Source organism: Mycobacterium marinum, from assembly GCF_003391395.1.
GTDB classification, from domain to species: Bacteria; Actinomycetota; Actinomycetes; order Mycobacteriales; family Mycobacteriaceae; genus Mycobacterium; species Mycobacterium marinum.
Genome location: NZ_CP024190.1, coordinates 5,068,368 through 5,088,643, shown reverse-complemented (window position 1 = coordinate 5,088,643; position 20,276 = coordinate 5,068,368). Strand labels below are relative to the sequence as shown.

The window sequence follows — 20,276 nt, the reverse complement described above, 5'->3', positions numbered from 1 at the left end:
GGGTCGCGTGGCCGGGATGGGCCGCGGCCGTGCGTGTGGCGGGTAGGGAAGGTAGGGAAGGAATCCATGCCTGAGACACCGCGTCTGCTGTTCGTCCATGCACACCCCGACGATGAGAGCCTCAGCAACGGCGCGACGATCGCCCATTACGCCGCGCGCGGGGCGCAGGTCCACGTCGTCACCTGCACCCTAGGTGAAGAGGGTGAGGTTATCGGCGACCGATGGGCCCAACTTGCGGTCGATCACGCCGACCAACTCGGCGGCTACCGCATCGGTGAACTCACCGCGGCATTGCAGCGGCTGGGGGTCGATGCGCCCATCTACCTTGGTGGTGCGGGCCGCTGGCGGGACTCGGGCATGGCTGGCACCGAGCAGCGGGGTCGGCGCAGATTCGTCGACGCCGACGACCGGGAGGCGGTCGGGGCGCTCGTCGCGATCATTCGGGAGCTGCGCCCGCACGTCGTGGTGACTTATGACCCCGACGGCGGCTATGGCCACCCTGACCACGTCCAGGCACACGTCGTTACCACTGCCGCGGTGGCCGCGGCGGGCTCGGTGGGCGACTGCGACTACCCGGGTGACCCCTGGGTGGTGCCGAAGTTCTACTGGACGATCTTGGGGCTGAGCGCGTTCCTGGCGGGCCGGCAGGCGCTGACGCCCGACGATCTACTACCGGAGTGGGTGCTACCGCCCGAAGACATCCCCTTTATCTACCCGGACGAACGCATCGACGCCGTCGTGACCGGCGATTCGGACGCGCGGGCAGCCAAAATCGCCGCGCTTGCGGCGCACGCGACCCAGGTCACCGTCGGCCCGTCCGGACGCGCGTGTGCGCTGTCCAACAACATGGCGTTGCCGATTCTGGCCGATGAGCACTACCTGCTTGTCGCTGGTAGGGCGGGGGCCCGCGACGAGCGTGGCTGGGAAACAGATCTGCTTGCTGGTCTGGGCTTCACCGGGTTCGGCACGTAGGCTGCCAATCAGGCAGCCATGGAAGGAAACCCGTATGGACCCCGACCTGGACCCCAACTTGCAGCATTGGCAGGACAGGCTGGACAGTCTGCAGTGGGTCATCGGTTCGATCCTGTCCCAGATCGATAGCGTCCCGACCTGACCGCAACCCAATCGCGCGTCGTCTCGAGTGAAGAGGCCGGCGCAATCGATCCCGCGATACGTGCCGTAGTGCTGACGTTGTTGGCCGTGGACGGCGTCCTGTCTGCATTGATGGGGGCTCTGCTGCTGCCGACCTACTTGGGTTCGGTGCCCTTTCCGATCAGTGCACTGATCAGCGGACTGGTCAACGCCGCGCTGGTTTGGGCGGCCGAGCGATGGACCACATCCCATCGGGTGGCGGCGCTGCCGTTATGGACATGGCTGGCGACCGTGGCGGTGCTGAGCTTCGGTGGGCCCGGCGACGACGTGGTGCTCGGTGGGCGTGGAGTGATGGCCTACGGCGCGCTGATCCTGATCGTGCTGGGGGCTCTGCCGCCGGGATGGGTGCTCTGGCGGCGCCAAGTCCGCGACCGGCCCAACGGTGCCTAGCCGCGCGGACCGGGGCGGTGCTCAGCTGCTCAGAACGGCAGCGGCGGGAACGGCGGGAAGAAGTTCCGTATCCAGTTGATCTCGGTTTGGATGAATTGGTTGACCGACGCCGTGGTCGCCGACCAGAAGTTGCTCAGCCCCTGACTGAACGTGATGGTGCCGTCTAGCCAGTCGAGCGTATTGAACAGGCCGCTTTGCACTATCGGCTCAAAAAGGTAGTAGAAGAAATTGATCTGAGGCGCCAGGATGCCGATCCATGGCACCCACCCCACCGCCCACGAGGCGAGGTTGAAGCCGTACTGCACCCACGGCTCGACGGCGAGGTAGAAGTTCTGGATGGCGGTGGCCACCGACACGGGAAGGATTGCTGCCGGCGCGGCGGCGGCGCTGGCGATCGGTCCCAGCAGCGAGCCCGAGGCCGCCGCGGTGGCGGCGCCGCCCGTCGGCGCCAGCGCCAACATGCTGGCGTTGGCGCCCAGCGCGTTGGAGCCGGCGCCCGCGAAAACACTCTGGACCTGGCTCACCGCGTTGGCCACGATGCCGCCCTGGCCCATCAGCGGCTGCCCGAGCAGCTTCTCGGCGGGGCTGTTCACCGCACTCAGCAGGGTCTTGGCGGCGTTGGCCTCGGCGGATGCATAGGAGTTGGCGCTGGTGTTCAACGCCGCGGCGAATTGATCGTGAAAGGTCGAGAGCTGCGAACTGAGCCGCTGATAGATCTCGCCATGTGACGAGAACAGAGCCGCGACCTGGGCTGATACCTGGTCGCCGGCGGCTGCGAGCACTCCGGTCGTCGGAGCCGACGCTGCGGCGTTGGCCGAGCTGATGGTTGTACCAATACCGGCTACATCCGAAGCGGCTGCCGTCAGCGCCTCCGGCACGGCGGCCACATACGACATGGCGTAACACCCCCTGCTGTACCTACTTGGCTGCTAGCGTATCGCGATCGGCGGCGGTTCGCCCCGGACTCACCAAACACATGGCGCGTGCTGGTCCGTCGAGTGCCGGCCCGGCCCTGCCGCTACTGTTGCGCATATGGCACCCGCCAAGGCTCGAATTGTGGACGCACGGATGAAATCGGGGCGTGGGGAAGTTACACCAACGTGCCGCTGACCTCGCGCCAGGAGCCCACCGCCCTGCCCAGCCCCGTCGTTCCGCCCAAGCCCAGTGCATCGGCGCTGCGGCGGGTACTACGGCGCGCGCGAGACGGTGTTGCGCTCAACATCGACGAGGCCGCCGTCGCGATGTCGGCGCGCGGCGACCAGCTGGCTGAGCTGTGTGCCAGCGCGGCCCGAGTGCGTGACGCTGGTCTGGAATCGGCCGGACGCCGCGGTACGGGCGGTGGTCTGCCGATCACCTATTCGCGCAAGGTATTCATCCCGGTCACCCATCTATGCCGTGACAACTGCCACTACTGCACGTTCGTCACCGTCCCGGGCAAGCTGCGGGCCCAAGGCGCCGGAATGTATCTGGAGCCCGACGAGATCCTCGATATCGCACGGCGGGGGGCCCAACTTGGCTGCAAAGAGGCCCTGTTCACCCTTGGGGATCGTCCCGAGCAACGTTGGCCAGAGGCGAAGGAGTGGCTGAGCGAGCGCGGCTATGACACCACGCTGGCCTATGTGCGGGCCATGGCGATCCGGGTGCTCGAAGAGACTGGGCTCTTGCCGCACTTGAATCCGGGGGTGATGAGCTGGTCGGAGATGTCGCTGCTCAAACCGGTGGCGCCGTCGATGGGCATGATGCTGGAGACGACGTCGCGGCGGCTGTTCGAAACCAAAGGCCTCGCGCACTATGGCAGCCCGGACAAAGACCCGGCGGTGCGGTTGCGCACTCTGACCGACGCCGGTCGGCTTTCCATACCGTTTACCACCGGTCTGCTGGTCGGCATCGGTGAGACGCTGGCCGAGCGGGCTGACACGCTGCATGCGATTCGTAAGTTGCACAAAGAGTTTGGCCACGTCCAGGAAGTGATCGTGCAAAACTTCCGGGCCAAGGAACACACCGCAATGGCAGCGGTTCCCGACGCCGGAATCGAGGACTACCTGGCGACGGTCGCGGTCGCCCGGCTGGTGCTCGGCCCGGGAATGCGCATTCAGGCGCCACCGAATCTGGTTTCCCAAGATGAATGTGCGGCGCTGATCGGTGCCGGTGTCGACGACTGGGGTGGCGTGTCGCCGCTGACGCCCGACCACGTCAACCCGGAGCGGCCGTGGCCCGCATTGGACGACCTGGCCGCCGTGACTTCGGGAGCGGGCTACGAACTGGTGCAGCGGTTGACCGCGCAACCCAAGTACGTGCAGGCGGGGGGCGCCTGGATCGACCCGCGGGTGCGCAGACATGTTGTGGCGCTGGCTGATCCGGCGACTGGTTTTGCACGTGAGGTCAACCCGGTGGGTCTGCCGTGGCAGGAGCCTGACGATGTCGCGTCGTCAGGTCGGGTGGATCTCAATGCGGCGATCGACACAGAGGGACGCTGCACCGAGGCGCGCAGCGACCTCGACAGCGCTTTCGGTGACTGGGATGCGGTCCGTTCACACGTGCACGAGCTGGCGGCCCGTGGTCCCGAACGCATCGACACCGATGTCCTGGCCGCTCTGCGTTCCGCCGAGCGTTCTCCCGCGGGCTGTTCCGACGAGGAATATCTTGCGCTGGCCACCGCTGACGGACCCGCCTTGGAAGCTGTTGCGGCGCTTGCAGATTCGTTGCGACGCGATGCGGTCGGTGACGACGTGACCTTTGTGGTCAACCGCAACATCAACTTCACCAACGTTTGTTACACCGGCTGCCGATTCTGCGCGTTCGCGCAGCGCAAGGGCGACGCCGACGCCTACTCACTGTCGGCGGACGAGGTCGCCGATCGCGCCTGGGAAGCCCACGTGGCCGGAGCGACCGAGGTGTGCATGCAGGGGGGCATCGATCCCGAACTTCCGGTTACCGGCTACGCCGACCTGGTGCGTGCGGTCAAGGCTCGGGTGCCCTCGATGCACGTGCACGCGTTCTCTCCGATGGAGATCGCCAACGGTGTGACCAAGAGCGGGCTGAGCATCCGCGAGTGGCTGACCGCTCTGCGTGAGGCCGGTCTGGGCACCATCCCAGGCACCGCCGCCGAGATTCTGGACGACGAGGTGCGTTGGGTGCTCACCAAGGGCAAGTTGCCGACGTCGCTGTGGATCGAGATCGTGAGCACCGCGCACGAGGTGGGCCTGCGGTCATCATCGACCATGATGTACGGCCACGTCGACAGCCCGCGGCACTGGATTGCCCACCTCAATGTGCTGCGCGATATCCAAGACCGCACCGGCGGGTTCACGGAATTCGTGCCGTTGCCGTTCGTGCATCAGAACTCGCCGTTGTACCTGGCTGGCGCGGCCAGGCCGGGCCCCACTCATCGCGACAACCGCGCGGTGCATGCCCTGGCGCGGATCATGCTGCACGGCCGCATTCCCCACATCCAGACCAGCTGGGTCAAACTTGGTGTCGAGCGCACTCGAGTGATGCTGAGCGGCGGCGCCAACGACTTGGGCGGGACGCTGATGGAGGAGACGATCTCGCGGATGGCCGGTTCCGAACACGGATCGGCAAAGACCGCTGCCGAACTTGCGGCTATCGCCGCGGGGATCGGTCGGCCGGCGCGCCAGCGCACCACAACGTACGCTTCGTTGGCCGCCTAGCGAGTCGCCGGCACCCGGTGGTTTCCTCCGGAGATTACGTTAATGGGCGCCGCGCCGACTGCTGTGGAGTTATACTGCCGCGCAAGCTATTAGAGTTGTCCGCGGATATCGTCGGACAGTTGCACGCCGCTGCGCCGAACGCGCGTAGCGGGCATCGCGGTTGGGCAATCACGAGCTCGGCGGAAGAAGGCTCAATTGCGTGCGGTGTCATTTGTCGCCGATGTGTATTCTCGCGCACCGCACTCAGGAACGGCGCTCATCTCCCTCATCGGAACTGATCGACTGGACTGCGGTGGGCGTCCGCAGGTAGATGGCATTGCCGTGCAGGAAGTTTGAGTGTCTGCCCCGATTGGCGCGATGCTTGCCGGGGTGGCTGTTAGGGCAGCGCGGAGTCGGGGCACTCGCGGGCGGTTGTCGTGTTGGTAAACCCGGGCAATGTGCCGAGTTTGTCGAATAACCGACAAAAGTGCGCCGGGCCTTGTCGGCTGAGAATGTCGATGTTAACAATAGACGCTTCAACACTTCTCAATACCTAGCTGGGTCGTGGCACACCGATCGGCAAGGACGGATTATGTCTTTTTTGATCGTAACCCCCGAGTTATTTATCAGGGCAGCAACGAATTTGGAGGCCGTTGGCTCGGCGGTGAATGCGGCCAATTCGGCGGTGAGTTGGACGGAGAAGGTAGCCGCAATGGCTGCCGACGAGGTTTCGGGAGCCGTCGCATCTTGGTTCGGCGGGTTTGCCCAGGAGTATCAAACGGCGACCGCTCAAGCGGGGGCGTTTCACGAGCGCTTCCTGCAGACCTTGGCGGCGAGTGCGGCATCCTATGAGCATGCCGAAGCGGCCAACATCTCCTCGATATCTGGCGTCCTTCGATCACTGATGGGTGGTGGTGGCGCGCAGGGTGATTCGGCTGCGCAAAGCGGTGGCGGCGGCAACGCTGGTCAGGCGGCCGAGGGCGCAAGTAGCGGGCAGGCCGCCGCCAGTGGTGGGGCGGTGAGCCCGAATTCCATCGCTGCTGGTGCGACCAACACCACGGCCGCCAGCGCTGTGATGAGCGGAGGAACCGGCAACGGCGGGGCAATCAGTGGCGGTGGCGCTGCCGGCAGTGGTGGCGCCAGCGGTGCGACGACCGCTGCCGCGACCGGCGGTGGCGAACTTGGTGGAAGTGGTGGCGTTGCCGCGCTGAGTAGCGCAGCCGCTACCACCGCCACAGTCAGTAGCGCCTCCACCGGAGACGGCGGCGTGGCGGCGGCGTACTCGCTGACATCGCAATGGGACAGCGGCTTCATCGGGCGCTATACGATCACGAACTCGGCGGATACTGCGGCGAGCGACTGGCAGATCGAATTCGATTTGCCTGCAGACGAATCCATTACCAATGTGTGGAATGGGCAGCTCGTCCAGACTGGCACGCACTACACGGTGACGCCTGAGTCTTGGACACAGACGATCGAGCCGGGCGGGTCGGTCACCGTTGGCTTCCAGGGTGCGCAGACTGGGTCTTACTCGGAGCCTACGAATCTCATCGTCAACGGAGTATCCGTTGGCGGCGGTGGTTCCGGCGACGGCGGTGGCACTGGCACCGGCGGTACTGGCAGCGGGAGCGGCGGTACCGGTGATACGGGTGGTACGGGGAGCGGTACTGGTGATACCGGGGGAACCGGAACCGGAACCGGTGACACGGGCGGAACCGGTGACACGGGCGGTACCGGTGACACGGGTGGTACCGGTGGCACGGGTGGTACCGGTGGCACGGGCGGTACCGGTGACACGGGCGGCACCGGTGACACGGGCGGTACCGGTGACACGGGCGGCACCGGTGACGGCACCGGCACTGGCGATGGTGGTGACACTGGTGGAAGTGGTACCGGCGGCACGGTCGGCGACGGAAAGGTTGCCGCAACGTACACGGTGACATCGCAGTGGGACAACGGGTTCGTTGCGAACTACACGATCAGCAATTCCGGGGATACCGCGCTGACTGACTGGCAGGTCGAATTCGATTTGCCTGCAAACGAATCCATTACCAGCGTGTGGAGCGGGCAGCTCACGCAGACTGGCACGCACTACGCCCTGACCCCGGAGTCCTGGACGCAAACGATCGAGCCAGGTGGTTCGGTCGTGGTGGGCTTCCAAGCGATGCACACTGGCGCCTATTCCGAACCGACGAATGTTCTGGTTAACGGACAACCTGCCAGCGGCGGCGGCACCAGTACCGGTGGTGGCACCAGTACCGGTGGTGGCACCGGCACCGGTGGTACCGGCACCGGTGGTACCGGCACCGGCGGCACCGGTACTAGCAGCGGAGGTGCCCCGGTAGGTGAGTTTTCTCCATACGTCGATATGACACTTTGGCCGAAGTTCGACTATGCGAGTGCAGCCAACGCGGGAATCGATGACGTCACACTGGGCTTCATCGTCACCGGTGCCGATGGCAATCCGTCCTGGGGCACTTTCTATTCGCTGGACGACCCGTGGATTACCTCCGCGATGGCCGAGATGCAGCAAAACGGTATCGACCCAACCATCTCCTTCGGTGGCGCAGCCAACCAGCCGCTCGCTGTTTCGGCTCCCAACGCGACCGCGCTAGCGTCGGACTACCAATTGGTCACCGACACCTACGGAATCTATAAGTTGGACTTCGACATTGAGGGTGCGGCGTTGTATAACGTTCCAGCACTGACCAACCAGGCCCAGGCGATCGCCATGCTGCAGGCGGAGCAGGCCGCTGCCGGGACCCCGGTCCAGGTTTCCTACACCCTTCCCGTGATGCCGACGGGTCTGACCTCCAACGGGGTGCAAGCACTGCAGATCGCCATCGACAATGGCGTGGATGTTGGCCGCGTGAACATCATGACCATGGACTACTTCGACCCCAGCCTGCAGTACGAGGGCAGGATGGGTGACTACGCAATTCAAGCCGCCGAGAGCGTCCACGGCCAGTTGATGACGCTGTATCCGTCGATGTCCAGCGAGGACGCGTGGGCGATGATCAAGGTGACACCCATGATCGGCGTCAACGACGATCCGAGCGAGGTCTTTACCCTCGCCGACGCCGAAAAGCTGGCTGCTTTCGCCGATGAGAACAACCTCGGCGGGCTATCCATGTGGTCGGCAAATCGCGATTTCCCGGGAGCGGTGGGGCAGCTGTCGAATACCAGCAGCGGAGTGAGCCAACAGGCGTGGGATTTCAGCGAGATCTTCGATGAGTTCGCGGAGGATGCCGCCGCCGAGCAGGCCGCTTTGGACTGACCCGACCCCGGCACTGCGCAGGCACCGGATGAGATCCGCAATCACGCTGACGAGAGGTCGCAGCGGCGACGGCGCGATGAGAACGGCTACGGCTGCCCAAAAACAGCGCGACACCTAGCGCTCAGACGTCAGCGATAAACGCGGAAGCCCTCGCGAGCGCTAGGTGACGTGGTGTGCGGCCCCCGAAACGTGGGAGGCGCCTATTCCGCTCAGTAGTTGTTGCAGGACGAGGCGACTGACTCGACCAGCCCGACGTACTGCGACGCCCCAGGCATGGCCTGCAGCTGCGCGGCCATCTGCGCGCGCCGCGGCGGCGGCGACGCCAGGAACGAATGCAGCCAACCCTGCGCCACCGGCGAGGCGTTGAACTGCGCGGCGGCCCCAGGGTCGGTGGCGTTCAGCGCCGCCATCACCTGGCCGTAGTTGCAGGTTGTGTTGATGACCGTATCCAGTGGGCTTGCGGATGCGACCCCCGCGCCGACGCTCAACGACAACGCGAAAGCACCAGCGGCGACACCCAGTCCCGTTAACGACAGCCTCATTTTGTGGACACCTTCCCCAGCTATTGCACCGCCAACGCGGCGACGACATCTGCCCAGCGGTTGCCGCCTTTGAATCAAGACTAGCAGGCCCCGCGGGTTTGCTCCTATCAAACTTTGTATCGGAGGACTCTCTCCGGCTATAACTATCCGCAGTTCAGAGCCGTGGTTGGGGCAGTTTCACCGTAGGCGAAATGGGGTAGCCGGGTAGCCATCACAGGCGGGCGGCAAGCTCGGTGCCCTGTTTGATGGCGCGTTTGGCGTCCAACTCCGCGGCCAGTGCCGCACCGCCGATGATGTGTGGGTCAACGCCGTCGCTGCGCAGGTCGGTCTCCAGGTCGCGCACCGGTTCCTGGCCCGCGCAAATCACCACGCTGTCCACCGCGAGCAGCTGCGGCCGCTGCCGGTCCGGGCCAAAACTGATGTGCAGGCCGTCGTCGCTGATCCGCTCGTAGTTCACCCCGGAGAGCTGGTGAACCCCTTTTGCCTTGACCGAAGCGCGGTGCACCCAGCCGCTGGTCTTGCCCAGGCGCTTTCCCTGTGGCCCCTTGGTGCGCTGCAGCAGATACACCTCACGGGCTGCCGGAGTCGGCAGCGCAGTGGTCAGGGCGCCGCGGGCCTCCTGTGGATCGACAACGCCCCACTCAGCCTTCCATTCCTTGAGGTTCAGGGTGGGCGACGATTCGGTGATCAGGAGTTCGGTGACGTCAAACCCGATGCCGCCCGCGCCGACGACAGCCACGCTCGGCCCGACCGGCTTGGCGCCGGTGATCGCCTCGGTGTAGGTCAATACCTTGGCGTGCGCAATGCCGGGGATGGCCGGTATCCGGGGTGCCACGCCGGTGGCCAGCACCACCTCGTCGTAGCCGGTCAGCTCGTCGGCCGTGGCCCGGGTAGCCAGCCGTACGTCGACGCCGTGCTTGGCCAACATCGTGGAGAAATACCGAATGGTTTCGTTGAATTCCTCCTTACCCGGAATGCGACGGGCCAGGTCGAACTGGCCGCCGATGAAGTCGTTGGCCTCAAACAATGTCACCCGGTGGCCCCGCTGGGCGGTGGCGACCGCCGCCGCCAGGCCGGCGGGGCCGGCCCCGACGACGGCCACGGTGCGGGCACGTTGGGTGGGGGACAGCGTCAACAGCGTTTCGTGTCCGGCTCGGGGGTTGAGCAGACAGGACACCTTCTTCTTGACGAAGACATGATCAAGGCAGGCCTGATTGCACGCGATGCAGGTGTTGATCTCGTCGACCCGGCCGGACTGCGCTTTGAGCACCCATTCCGGGTCGCTCAGCATCGGTCTGGCCATCGATATCAGCGCCACGTCGGTGTCGGCCAGGATCTGCTCGGCGGCCTGAGGCATGTTGATCCGGTTGGATGTCATCACCGGGATGCTGACCTGCTCGGCTACCGCATTGCTGATGTCGACGAACGCGCCGCTGGGCACCGAGGTGACGATCGTTGGAATTCGCGCCTCGTGCCACCCGAAACCGGAGTTGATGATCGTGGCACCGGCTGATTCCAGTTCGGTTGCCAACGCCACGATTTCGTCCCAGCTCTGGCCGCCCTCGACATAGTCGGCCATCGACATCCGGTAGCAGATGATGAAGTCGGGGCCGACCGCGGCGCGGGTGCGCCGGACGATCTCGACGGGGAATCGGCGGCGCTTGGCCGGTGTCCCGCCCCACGAGTCGGTGCGCTTGTTGGTTCGGGGTGCCAGAAACTGGTTGAGCAGATACCCTTCGCTGCCCATGATTTCGACCCCGTCGTAGCCCGCTTCTTGGGCCAGCTGTGCGCATCGCGCGAAGTCCGCGATGGTGGCTTCCACGCCGCGCGAGGTCAGTTTGCGCGGCCGAAACGGATTGATCGGGGCCTTGATCGAGGAAGCGCTGACCGAAAGGGGGTGATACGCATAGCGTCCCGCGTGCAGGACCTGGAGCAGGATCTTGGCGTCCGCGTCGTGCACCGCACCGGTGATGCGCCGGTGCCGCCGGGCCTCGGCCGGCGTCACCAGTTCGGAGGCGAACGGGTAGAGCCAACCGGTGCGATTGGGTGCGTACCCGCCGGTGATCAGCATTCCGACGCCACCGCGGGCCCGCTCGGCGAAGTACTCGGCGAGTCGGTCGGTGTCCTTGGACCGGTCCTCCAATCCAGTGTGCATCGAACCCATGACCACGCGGTTACGCAGTGTGGTGAACCCGAGATCCAACGGAGACAACAGATTTGGGTAGGGACTGGTCATCATTTCTCCTCGAGTGCTTGAGCTACCTCGCCGAGCCATTCGATGGCACTTTCTTCGGCCCGGATTCCGCCGCGCAGCACGACGTACTGATGCAACGCGGCGCCACTGAGTGCCGACGGATCCGGAAAGCTGTGCTTTTCGATTCCGCGGTAGGTGTCTAGCGCCTGGACACGTTCGGCGCGCAGCGCGGCGACTTGGCTGCGCAGCGTTTCCCTATCGCCATATACGGCACCGCGCAGCTTGACCGCGATGTCGCGAGTGCTGCTGTCGGTCAGCGCGCTCGCGCGGCCAGGACGGGTCGGGCTGGGTGGCTCAGCGATCCAGCGGGCCAACTCCTGGCGACCATTGTCGGATACCGAATAGACCTTCTTATCGGGTCGGCCGTGCTGGACCACGGGCTTGGCATGCACCCAGCCGTTGCTCTCCATCAACCGCAATGTGCGATAGATCTGCTGGTGGGTGGCGGTCCAGAAGTGTCCGATGGAGCGATCGAATCGGTGGGCCAGTTCATAGCCCGAGCCGGCCTGTTCGGACAGCGATACCAATATCGCGTGTGGTAGTGCCACCCGCGCAGCATAGATCGCACCCCGGGGCGCTATGCAACTAGGTGCATATAGGCGGCGGACCCCGACGAGCGTGCCAATTAGTTGTGTTGTATATGCAACGTCTAGTATCAGTAACCGAACGCTCGGCCTAACCGTGGCTCGGAAGAAGCCCGGGTCCAGGCGAGTAACAGCCCACATCAAGCAGTACTCAAAGGACACGTTGAGGAGACGTCCGTGACGTACACGATCGCCGAACCTTGCGTCGACATCAAGGACAAGGCATGCATCGAAGAATGCCCGGTCGACTGCATCTATGAAGGTGCCCGGATGCTCTACATCCACCCCGACGAATGCGTCGACTGTGGAGCCTGCGAACCGGTCTGTCCCGTCGAAGCGATCTACTACGAAGACGATGTGCCTGAGCAGTGGAGCCAGTACACGCAGATCAACGCAGATTTCTTCGCAGAACTTGGCTCTCCCGGCGGCGCCGCCAAGGTCGGTATGACCGAGAACGACCCCCAGGTGGTCAAGGATCTGCCGCCGCAGGGCGAAGAAGACTGAGCGGGCCACTAGATCCCCGGAGCCGCAGCTTGCGCGTTTCAGCGTCACTACCGGAATTCCCCTGGGACACGTTGGCCGAGGCGAAAGCGCGGGCCGGGGCGCATCCGGACGGCATCGTCGATCTCTCCGTCGGTACCCCGGTGGATCCCGTCGCGCCGCTGGTCCAAGAAGCGCTGACGGCCGCCGCCTTCTCGCCGGGCTATCCCGCCACCGCGGGCACCGCTGGCCTGAGGGAATCCGCAGTGGCCGCCTTGGCTCGCCGGTACGGCATCACCGAGCTGGCCGAGTCGGCGGTCCTGCCGGTGATCGGCACCAAGGAGTTCATCGCCTGGTTGCCGACACTGCTGGGTCTGGGGTCCGCGGATGCGGTGGTGGTTCCGGAGCTGGCGTACCCGACCTATGAGGTGGGTGCGCGGCTGGCGGGCGCGCGGGTGCAGCGGGCTGACTCGTTGACTCAGTTGGGCCCGCAATCGCCGGCCCTGCTGTATTTGAACTCTCCGAGCAACCCCACCGGCCGTGTGCTGGGCATGGAGCACCTGCAGAAGGTAGTCGAGTGGGCGCGCGGACGGGGCGTCATCGTGGCCTCTGACGAGTGCTATCTGGGCTTGGCCTGGGATGCCCAGCCGCTGTCGGTGCTGCATCCGGCGGTGTGCGGTGGCGATCACACCGGGTTGCTGGCAGTGCACTCGCTGTCGAAGAGTTCGTCGTTGGCCGGGTACCGCGCGGGTTTTGTCGCCGGGGATCCGGAACTGATCGCCGAGCTGTTGGCGGTGCGCAGACATGCCGGGATGATGGTGCCGACGCCGGTGCAGGCCGCCATGGTCGCAGCCCTGGACGATGACGATCACGAAAAGCAGCAGCGGGAGCGATATGCGCAACGACGTGCGGTGCTGCTGCCGGCGTTGACCTCCGCGGGGTTCAGCGTCGACCATTCCGAGGCTGGCCTGTACCTCTGGGCGACACGCGGCGAAGGATGCCGGGACACGGTTGCCTGGCTGGCCGAGCGCGGCATTCTGGTGGCCCCCGGTGAGTTCTACGGTCCGGCGGGGGCCCAACATGTGCGGGTGGCGTTGACCGCCACCAAGGAGCGGATCGCCGCCGCGGTACGGCGGCTGGGCGAGCCGTGACCGCACCCGTAATCACGGTGATCGGACGCGCTCGATCTGACAAGACCTGACAACGGCGCCGGCTCACCGCCAGGTCGTGCGCAGCTGCGTGGTCACCGACAGCGGGTTGTCGCCGCGGAACAGATCGAGAATCGCCTGGCCCTCCGGTGAATCCGCCGGCAGCTGTCGGGGCGGGCCGATGTGACGTCGCCACGACTGGGCCAGGCTTTGCCTGCGATCTTTGCGTCGGGCAAACCACCTCGGTACCGCGTGCCAGGCGATCGCCCCGGGCAGCGGAAGCCCCATGGCGGCGCGGGCGGCGAAGATTCCCCGGGCGAAACGTCCGACCGGCGGTGTGAGGATCTTGCGCCCGATCAGGTAGCGCGGTTCGGTCAGCGGCGCGAGCAGCTCGTCGAGGGCTTCGGCAAACCGGCGAGACTGCTCGGTGGGCACATCGCCCAGCTCGCACCGGATCCATCCGTCCTGATCCGTAGTGATCCGCAGTGCTTCGGCCCCCCTTTCGGCGCCGCCTGCCGCGTAGAGCCCATCCGCGACGGCGGCGGCGAGTTGCTCGAGAGCGTTGGGTGCGTGGGCGAGGCGGCGACTTTCGGCGGCGGCGGCCGTCGCCAACAGTGCGGCGCCCGCTGCGATGATGCCGCCCGCGGTGGTGGCCCCCGCCAGCGGACCGAAGTTGACCGCGGTGACGGCGGCGCCGGCACTGGCACCGATGGCCGAGACGCCGGCAAGCGCACCCCTGGCAAACCGCGCCGGACTGGGGTGACCCGGTACCGGCGGGGTCAATGCCGAGGCCGCGATGCGGGGTGCGGCGACGCCAAACGGGTGCGCGGCTCTTACTCGGATGGTCGCGACATCGACACCTTCATAGGGCTCGCCGATCCGCCACCAGGTCCTCGCTTCGGCCCGTTGGGTGGCGCGTTGCAGGGCGCGCGCGGTGATGGCCTGGGCATCGGCGGCGGGAGGACCGTATGGGGACAGCGCCGGGTCGCAATGCGTTACCCCGGATTCGATGAGCCCCTGTGGGCTGGCCGCGTAGTACCCGTCGTGCTTGCGGACCAGCCTCAGGTAGTCGGCGTCCCCCCGCGGATGTTCGGTGGTGAAGCAGCAGACCGACCAGTTGTTGGCGACTTTCTGAGCGTCGTTGGGGTCCTTGCGAATTGCCCGGCCCCGCATCTGCGTGATCGCAGCTTGGGTGGTTGCACTCGTCAGGTCGATGTTGACGTTGACCGCCGCGCAATCCCATCCCTCTCCGAGCAGTGCGCGGGTGCCGACCATGACGCGGGAATGTCCGGCCAGGAAGTATTCGGTAGCCAGCGCCACCCAGGTTCGGGGAGTGAAGGTGCCGCCACCGCGCAGCATCCGCAGGGCGGGTTGGGTGTCGAGTGGCTCGGCGGTCACGAGCAGGCCGCGCTCGGCGCAGAAGTCGACCAGCTGTGTTGCGATCGCGGCCGGGCAGGCGAAGGTTTGGCCGGTCACCAAAAGCGCGTTGAGGGAGCTGTTCCGCCGGCTGTCGGACGCCGCGAGCATGGCGGTGACCAGCTGGGCCGAACCCGACTGGTTGCTCAGCGGCGCACCCTTCAGCGACGTCGGGAGGGTGCCTGACATCGATTCGAAGTCGCACAACACCAGCGCCCGCAGTCCCGATCCCAGGACGGCGTCTTCGGTGTCGAGGATGTGTGTGGTGGCGGCGATCTTCGACTCCGACAGTGCGCACACCCGATCTACCGGGGAGGTGGCCACTCGTACGCCGCGACTGGTCAGCCGGTAGCCCAAGCCGGGTAGCACCCGCTTGATCGCGGCAAGTGCCTGCGCGTCGCGTGGATCGTCGCTTTGCTGCAGGTGCCCGACGCTGAAGTCGGTCAAGACATTGACCCAATCTTGGGCATCGGGGGGAACCCGGTGTTGTTCGCGCAGGCGGGCACCGTCGGGCAAGGGAATCAGACCGTCGTAGGCGAAGCGCAGACCGCTGCGGGCGAGATCGGGCTCGGCGCGTTCGAACGTCGACCAGGCGATCTGATTGCCGTCACGTGTTGATCTGTCCACGATCCGGGTACGCAGCCAGGAGGCCAGCGACATGCTGCCCACCTGTTGGTCGATGAGTGCCAGCATGAGCTCGGCGAAGCGAGCCCGATGGGTTGCCACCCAGGCCTGTTCCTCCGGCGTCGGTTCGGTGAGATAGATCAGCTCCTGATAGGGCGCGAGGTCGCCCTCCTTGACCAGAGCGGGTGTTGGAACCGCGAAGTCTGCGGTGCCGAACAACTCGTCATGCAAGGTGTGCTGCCAGGCGGTGAGTTCTGTTACCGGGGTTGCGGTGAGCCCGATCAGTGCGGTTTGCGGGCCCAGGACCGACCCGAGCGCGGCGACAAGCGCACCCCAAGTGGCCAGCAGGTGATGGCATTCGTCGAGCACCAGCGTCCAAGGGCCCAACGTTGCCGCCCGCTCGATCAACGCCCTGCCATTCGGGTGCAACAGCTCCAACAGGGCCTGCTGGTCACGGCTGCGCAGCACTTCTCGCCGGACGGCCGAATCCGTTTCGTCGTCGATGACCGCAAGGGACTGGTAGGTCAGCACGTTCATCGCCGACGCCAGGTCGCGCTCGGTTCCACACCTGGCCGTGGACGGGTCCGTCGAGGGAAAACGTCCATCCCAGGTGGCGGCCCACTGTGCCTGTACCGCCGTGTTGGGCACCAACACCAGGGTGCGCCGGCCCAGCCGGCGCGCCGCTTCCAGTCCGATCATTGTCTTCCCGGCACCTGGCGGCAGGACCAGATAGCACCGGTTGTCCCCGCCGGCGACGTCAGCGTCAAACGCGTCCAACGCTTGCTGCTGATAGACCCGCCAGGTACCGGCGAAGCTCCTCGATTCAAGATCCTGGCGCGGCTCCACGAGAGCCCACCCTAGCCAGCGGTGTGTGCGGGTCACTGGCAATCGGCACGCATCGTGGCGGCCGCCGGCCGTGGAGACGCTCCCGGGCCCGCCCAATTGTTGGCACCGCTACCCGATGACCCGCTGGACGCGACTGACGGCAAGGGAAAGTGGCAAGCCCTAGTTGCCTCCCACTCTCAATTTATAGGGCACTGGGGGGCTTGCGGCAAGACCGGGGGTGGGGCGCAAAATCGCTGGCCAAGAACGGGATCTGTGGGAATTGGGGGTTGCGAAATGCCAAAGCCGTCGTCGCCGGATCGATCGCGAAACGGGCTCGAACCGATGGCTGACCATGCGGTGGTGGTTGTCGGTGCAGGACCGACAGGGCTGATGTTGGCAGGTGAGTTGGCGTTGGTAGGGGTTGACGTTGCCGTCGTCGAGCGACGGGTCAGCCAGGATCTGGTTGGCTCGCGTGCCGGCGGCCTGCATTCACGCACCATCGAGGTTCTTGATCAGCGCGGCATCGCCGACCGGTTCCTCGCGCAAGGTACTGCCACGCAGGTCGCCCGATTCGCCGCAATCCCGTTGGACATCAGCGACTTTCCCACCCGACACAACTATGGCCTGGCGTTGTGGCAAAACCGCATTGAGCGGATCCTCGCCGAATGGGTTGCCGAGCTGCGGGTTCGGATCTATCGCGGATGTGAAGTTACTGATATCACCCAGGACGACAACGGAGTCGACCTCACGCTGTCTGATGGCCCGCCATTGCGTGCGGACTACGTCGTGGGGTGCGACGGAGGACGTAGCCTGGTCCGCAGGGCGGTTGGTATCGACTTCCCTGGCTGGGATCCGACAACGAGCTCGCTGATCGCCGAAGTCGAGGTGGCGGTCGGGTCTGAATCGGGCCCGAACCTCGGCCAGGTCCGCCACGACGCCCTCGGCGTCCACGGCTTCACCAGGTTGCCGGACGGTGGTCCGCTACGGGTGGTGGTGACCGAGCGGCAGCTCGAAGCCGGCGGGGAACCCAGCCTGGGCGATCTCAGCGCGGCGCTCACCGCCGTGTACGGCACCGACTACGGGATTCACAGTCCCACTTGGATTTCCAGATTCACCGATTTGACGCGGCAGGCCGCGATGTACCGACAGGGACGCGTTCTGATCGCCGGCGATGCCGCACACGTGCATGATCCAGTCGGCGGGCAGGGCCTCAACACGGGCGTCCAGGATGCGGTGAATTTGGGATGGAAGCTGGCCCAAGTGGTCAATCGCAGGTCGCCGGAAAGCCTTCTCGACACCTACCATGCCGAACGCCATCCGATCGCCGCTCGCGTGCTACGCACCACGATGGCCCAAGTCGCGCTGCGTCGTTTGGACGACCGCAAAAAAGCGTTGAGCGACACCATTTCCGAGCTCCTCATGATGGAGGAGCCGCGAAAAAGGTTTGCCGCGATGATGTCCGGGCTAGACATTCGTTATGACCTTGGTGGGGGACACCCGCTACTCGGTCGCCGCATGCCCGATCTGGACCTGGCTACCTCCGATGGCCCGCGGCGGGTCTTCACCTACCTGCATGCGGCCCGGCCGGTGCTGCTCAACCTCGCTGAGCCCGGCCGCTTCGACATCGCGGGATGGCAGCATCGAGTCCTGCCGATTGACGCGAAATATGCTGGTGTTTGGGAGCTTCCGGTACTAGGCGCGATCGCTTCTCCGGATGCGGTGTTGATTCGACCCGACGGGTATGTCGCCTGGGTAGGAGATGACCTCACCGACCGTGGACTCTTCGATGCGCTTACTGCCTGGTTCGGGCGGCCAGCGGTCCCGAGCCCGCGACTGCGGGCATCGGCACCCTGATCAACCACTATGCGGGGTGCGCGCTCGGCAGGTATCAGGCCATGCCGCCGGGATCGCCGGGGTCCCCGTCGGTCCCGTTCATGCCGTCGGCGCCCGCACTTCCGGTGCCCGCACGCCCGGTCGATCCGGGGTCACCCCCCTGCCCGCGCAGGCCACCAGTTCCGCCGGAGCCCCCGGCGGCGTTGCTGCCAGCGCTACCGGCGGCGCCTAGCAGGCTGCCCGAACCGCCCTCGCCGCCGGCGCCGCCATCGCCACCGTGGCCGCCGACTCCGCCGTTGCCGCCGGTTCCGCCGTTGCCAATAATGCCGTCGTAGGACAGGTTGTCGCTGTTGCGCACGCCGCCGTTGCCGCCGAGGCCGCCTTGTGCGCCGTCGCCGCCCACCCCGCCGGTCCCACCGAGGCCGCCGTCGCCGCCGGCGCCGCCAAGACCGGCCAGCAGACCGGCGCGGCCGCCCGCACCGCCCTGTCCGCCGGCGCCACCGTCGCCACCCAGCCCGCCGTCACCGCCGATGCCCCCGGTGCCGCCATCGCCGCCGCTACCTCCCGCGGGAATCTTTTCCCCAAATGGGCCGTGGCCGCCGTTGCCTCCGTTGCCCGCTACGCCGCCATTGGCACCAGCTGCGGCCGCTCCGCCTTGGCCGCCCAGGCCGCCGGCGCCGCCGGCGCCGCCATCGCCGGCCAGCAGTCCGCCGTTCCCGCCGGCTCCGCCCTGGCCACCGCTACCGCCCGCTTGCCCGTTGCTGCCGGAACCGCCATGGCCACCGTCGCCGCCGGCACCGCCAGTGCCGGGGCTGGGAGTGAAGAAGCCACCACTACCGCTGTCGCCGCCTTTGCCGCCGTTGCCGCCGGTACCGCCCACCGCACCGGTGCCGCCGGTGCCGCCGTCGCCGCCGTCGCCGCCGTCGGCGCCCGAGCCGGCGTTGGAGATCTTGGACGTGGTGGTGCCGCCGCTACCGCCGTTGCCGCCGTTGCCGCCGTTGCCGCCGGCCGCGCCGTCGCCGCCGGCGCCACCGTTGTTGCCGTCACCGCCGGCGCCCCCCGATGTTGCGGACCCGCCCGAAAAGTTGTTGGCACCGGCGCCGCCATTGCCGCCACCGCCACCGGTGCCGCCGGGCGCGCCGGGGCCGCCGTCTCCGGCTAGGCCACCGTCGCCGCCGGTACCTCCCGATGCCGTCGATGTACCGGGGCTGCCCTGGCCGCCGGAGCCACCGTCGCCGCCCTCTACCCCGGTCACGGTGCTTGAATCACCCGGACCGCCGTTTTCTCCTACCTCGCCGCCCGTGCCCGAGGTTGCCTGACCGGTCGGGGATACCGGGCCGGGATTGACGGCGTCGGGACCTTGTGCACCCTGTCCGCCCTGCCCGCCGGCGCCACCGGCGCCGAACAGTCCGGCGCTGCCGCCCGCCCCGCCGTTGCCGCCGGTGCCGCCGACCACCATCGCGGTCCCGCCGTTTCCGCCCGCACCACCATTGCCGAACAGCATCCCGCCGGATCCGCCGACGCCGCCGGTGGCACCCGCGCCGCCGGCCCCACCGGCCCCACCGTTGCCGATGAACCCGGCGGCGCCGCCATTGCCGCCGGTCTGCCCGGCGGCCCCGGTCGCGCCGGCCCCGCCGTTACCCCACAGGATTCCGCCGGCGCCACCGTTACCGCCCGGCGTCGTGGCGTTGGCGCCGTCACCGATCAGCGGCCGGCCGAACAGCGACTGCGCGGGCGCATTGATCGCGTTGAGTGTCAGGTCTTGTAGGGCCTGCAATGGAGATGAATTGGCGGCCTCGGCGGCCGCATACGCCCCGGCCCCGGTGTTGAGCGCCGACATGAACCGGGCATGGAAGGCCGAAGCCTGCGCGCTGATTGTCTGATACCCCAGGGCATGCTCGTCGAACAGCGCCGCGATGGCGGCCGACACTTCGTCGGCGCCGGCTGCCAGCAGGCCGGTCGTGGGCAGGGCCGCCGCCGCGTTGGCCATCTCGAGGTTTGACCCAATGGTCGCCAATTCCGAGGTCACCGCCGCCATAGTTTCTGGCACTGCGAATACGAAAGACATCCAACACCTCCGCAAACGTTTGTCTGTTCGAGC

Annotated in this window: 13 protein-coding genes; 7 read left to right on the top strand and 6 right to left on the bottom strand. The window is 66.6% G+C overall.

Annotated elements, in window-relative coordinates:
* The first annotated feature begins 66 nt into the window (after window positions 1-66).
* Complete coding sequence (gene mshB, locus CCUG20998_RS21275) at window positions 67-972, top strand: N-acetyl-1-D-myo-inositol-2-amino-2-deoxy-alpha-D-glucopyranoside deacetylase (RefSeq protein WP_012395852.1); 906 nt, start codon at window positions 67-69, stop codon at window positions 970-972.
* 138 nt (window positions 973-1,110) lie between these two features.
* Complete coding sequence (locus tag CCUG20998_RS21270) at window positions 1,111-1,542, top strand: hypothetical protein (protein ID WP_036426345.1); 432 nt, start codon at window positions 1,111-1,113, stop codon at window positions 1,540-1,542.
* A gap of 29 nt (window positions 1,543-1,571) precedes the next feature.
* Here the strand turns inward: CCUG20998_RS21270 and CCUG20998_RS21265 are convergent, their stop codons facing one another.
* Window positions 1,572-2,438: a PE family protein gene (locus CCUG20998_RS21265; protein ID WP_020726290.1), complete on the bottom strand. Its 867-nt coding sequence runs from the start codon at window positions 2,436-2,438 to the stop codon at window positions 1,572-1,574.
* A 204-nt stretch (window positions 2,439-2,642) separates the two neighbouring features.
* Here CCUG20998_RS21265 and CCUG20998_RS21260 point away from each other — a divergent pair, with 204 nt between their 5' ends.
* Window positions 2,643-5,213, top strand: a complete 2,571-nt coding sequence (locus tag CCUG20998_RS21260) for a bifunctional FO biosynthesis protein CofGH (protein WP_012395849.1) — start codon at window positions 2,643-2,645, stop codon at window positions 5,211-5,213.
* Between the two features lie 571 nt (window positions 5,214-5,784).
* Entirely contained in the window at window positions 5,785-8,469 is a 2,685-nt protein-coding gene (locus CCUG20998_RS21255) for a cellulose binding domain-containing protein (RefSeq protein ID WP_051173382.1), read from the top strand.
* 209 nt (window positions 8,470-8,678) lie between these two features.
* Here the strand turns inward: CCUG20998_RS21255 and CCUG20998_RS21250 are convergent, their stop codons facing one another.
* The 3 genes from CCUG20998_RS21250 to CCUG20998_RS21240 form a co-directional block, all read right to left on the bottom strand.
* Window positions 8,679-9,011 (bottom strand): hemophore-related protein, encoded by a 333-nt coding sequence (locus tag CCUG20998_RS21250; protein WP_012395847.1) that lies wholly within the window; start codon window positions 9,009-9,011, stop codon window positions 8,679-8,681.
* A 211-nt stretch (window positions 9,012-9,222) separates the two neighbouring features.
* On the bottom strand, window positions 9,223-11,247 hold the full coding sequence (locus tag CCUG20998_RS21245; RefSeq protein ID WP_020729883.1) for an NADPH-dependent 2,4-dienoyl-CoA reductase: 2,025 nt from the start codon (window positions 11,245-11,247) through the stop codon (window positions 9,223-9,225).
* Window positions 11,247-11,813, bottom strand: coding sequence for a PadR family transcriptional regulator (locus CCUG20998_RS21240; protein ID WP_020729884.1), 567 nt, complete (start codon window positions 11,811-11,813; stop codon window positions 11,247-11,249). Before CCUG20998_RS21240 ends, CCUG20998_RS21245 begins: the two co-directional genes overlap by 1 nt.
* A 213-nt stretch (window positions 11,814-12,026) precedes the next feature.
* Here CCUG20998_RS21240 and fdxA point away from each other — a divergent pair, with 213 nt between their 5' ends.
* Together fdxA and dapC are read left to right on the top strand one after the other, a co-directional pair.
* Window positions 12,027-12,353 carry a ferredoxin gene (gene fdxA, locus CCUG20998_RS21235; RefSeq protein WP_012395844.1) on the top strand — a complete coding sequence of 109 codons (327 nt, stop codon included), beginning with the start codon at window positions 12,027-12,029 and terminating at the stop codon, window positions 12,351-12,353.
* A gap of 29 nt (window positions 12,354-12,382) precedes the next feature.
* Window positions 12,383-13,480, top strand: coding sequence for a succinyldiaminopimelate transaminase (gene dapC / locus CCUG20998_RS21230; RefSeq protein WP_012395843.1), 1,098 nt, complete (start codon window positions 12,383-12,385; stop codon window positions 13,478-13,480).
* Window positions 13,481-13,543: 63 nt separating this feature from the next.
* Here dapC and CCUG20998_RS21225 read toward each other — a convergent pair whose 3' ends face one another.
* The gene (locus tag CCUG20998_RS21225) at window positions 13,544-16,363 is read right to left on the bottom strand and encodes a DEAD/DEAH box helicase family protein (RefSeq protein WP_020729886.1); all 2,820 of its coding nucleotides are present in this window, start codon (window positions 16,361-16,363) and stop codon (window positions 13,544-13,546) included.
* 321 nt (window positions 16,364-16,684) lie between these two features.
* Here CCUG20998_RS21225 and CCUG20998_RS21220 point away from each other — a divergent pair, with 321 nt between their 5' ends.
* The gene (locus CCUG20998_RS21220; protein ID WP_443987000.1) at window positions 16,685-18,196 is read left to right on the top strand and encodes an FAD-dependent monooxygenase; all 1,512 of its coding nucleotides are present in this window, start codon (window positions 16,685-16,687) and stop codon (window positions 18,194-18,196) included.
* A 34-nt stretch (window positions 18,197-18,230) separates the two neighbouring features.
* Here CCUG20998_RS21220 and CCUG20998_RS21215 read toward each other — a convergent pair whose 3' ends face one another.
* Entirely contained in the window at window positions 18,231-20,243 is a 2,013-nt protein-coding gene (locus tag CCUG20998_RS21215; protein ID WP_103653965.1) for a PE family protein, read from the bottom strand.
* Window positions 20,244-20,276 lie beyond the last annotated feature (33 nt).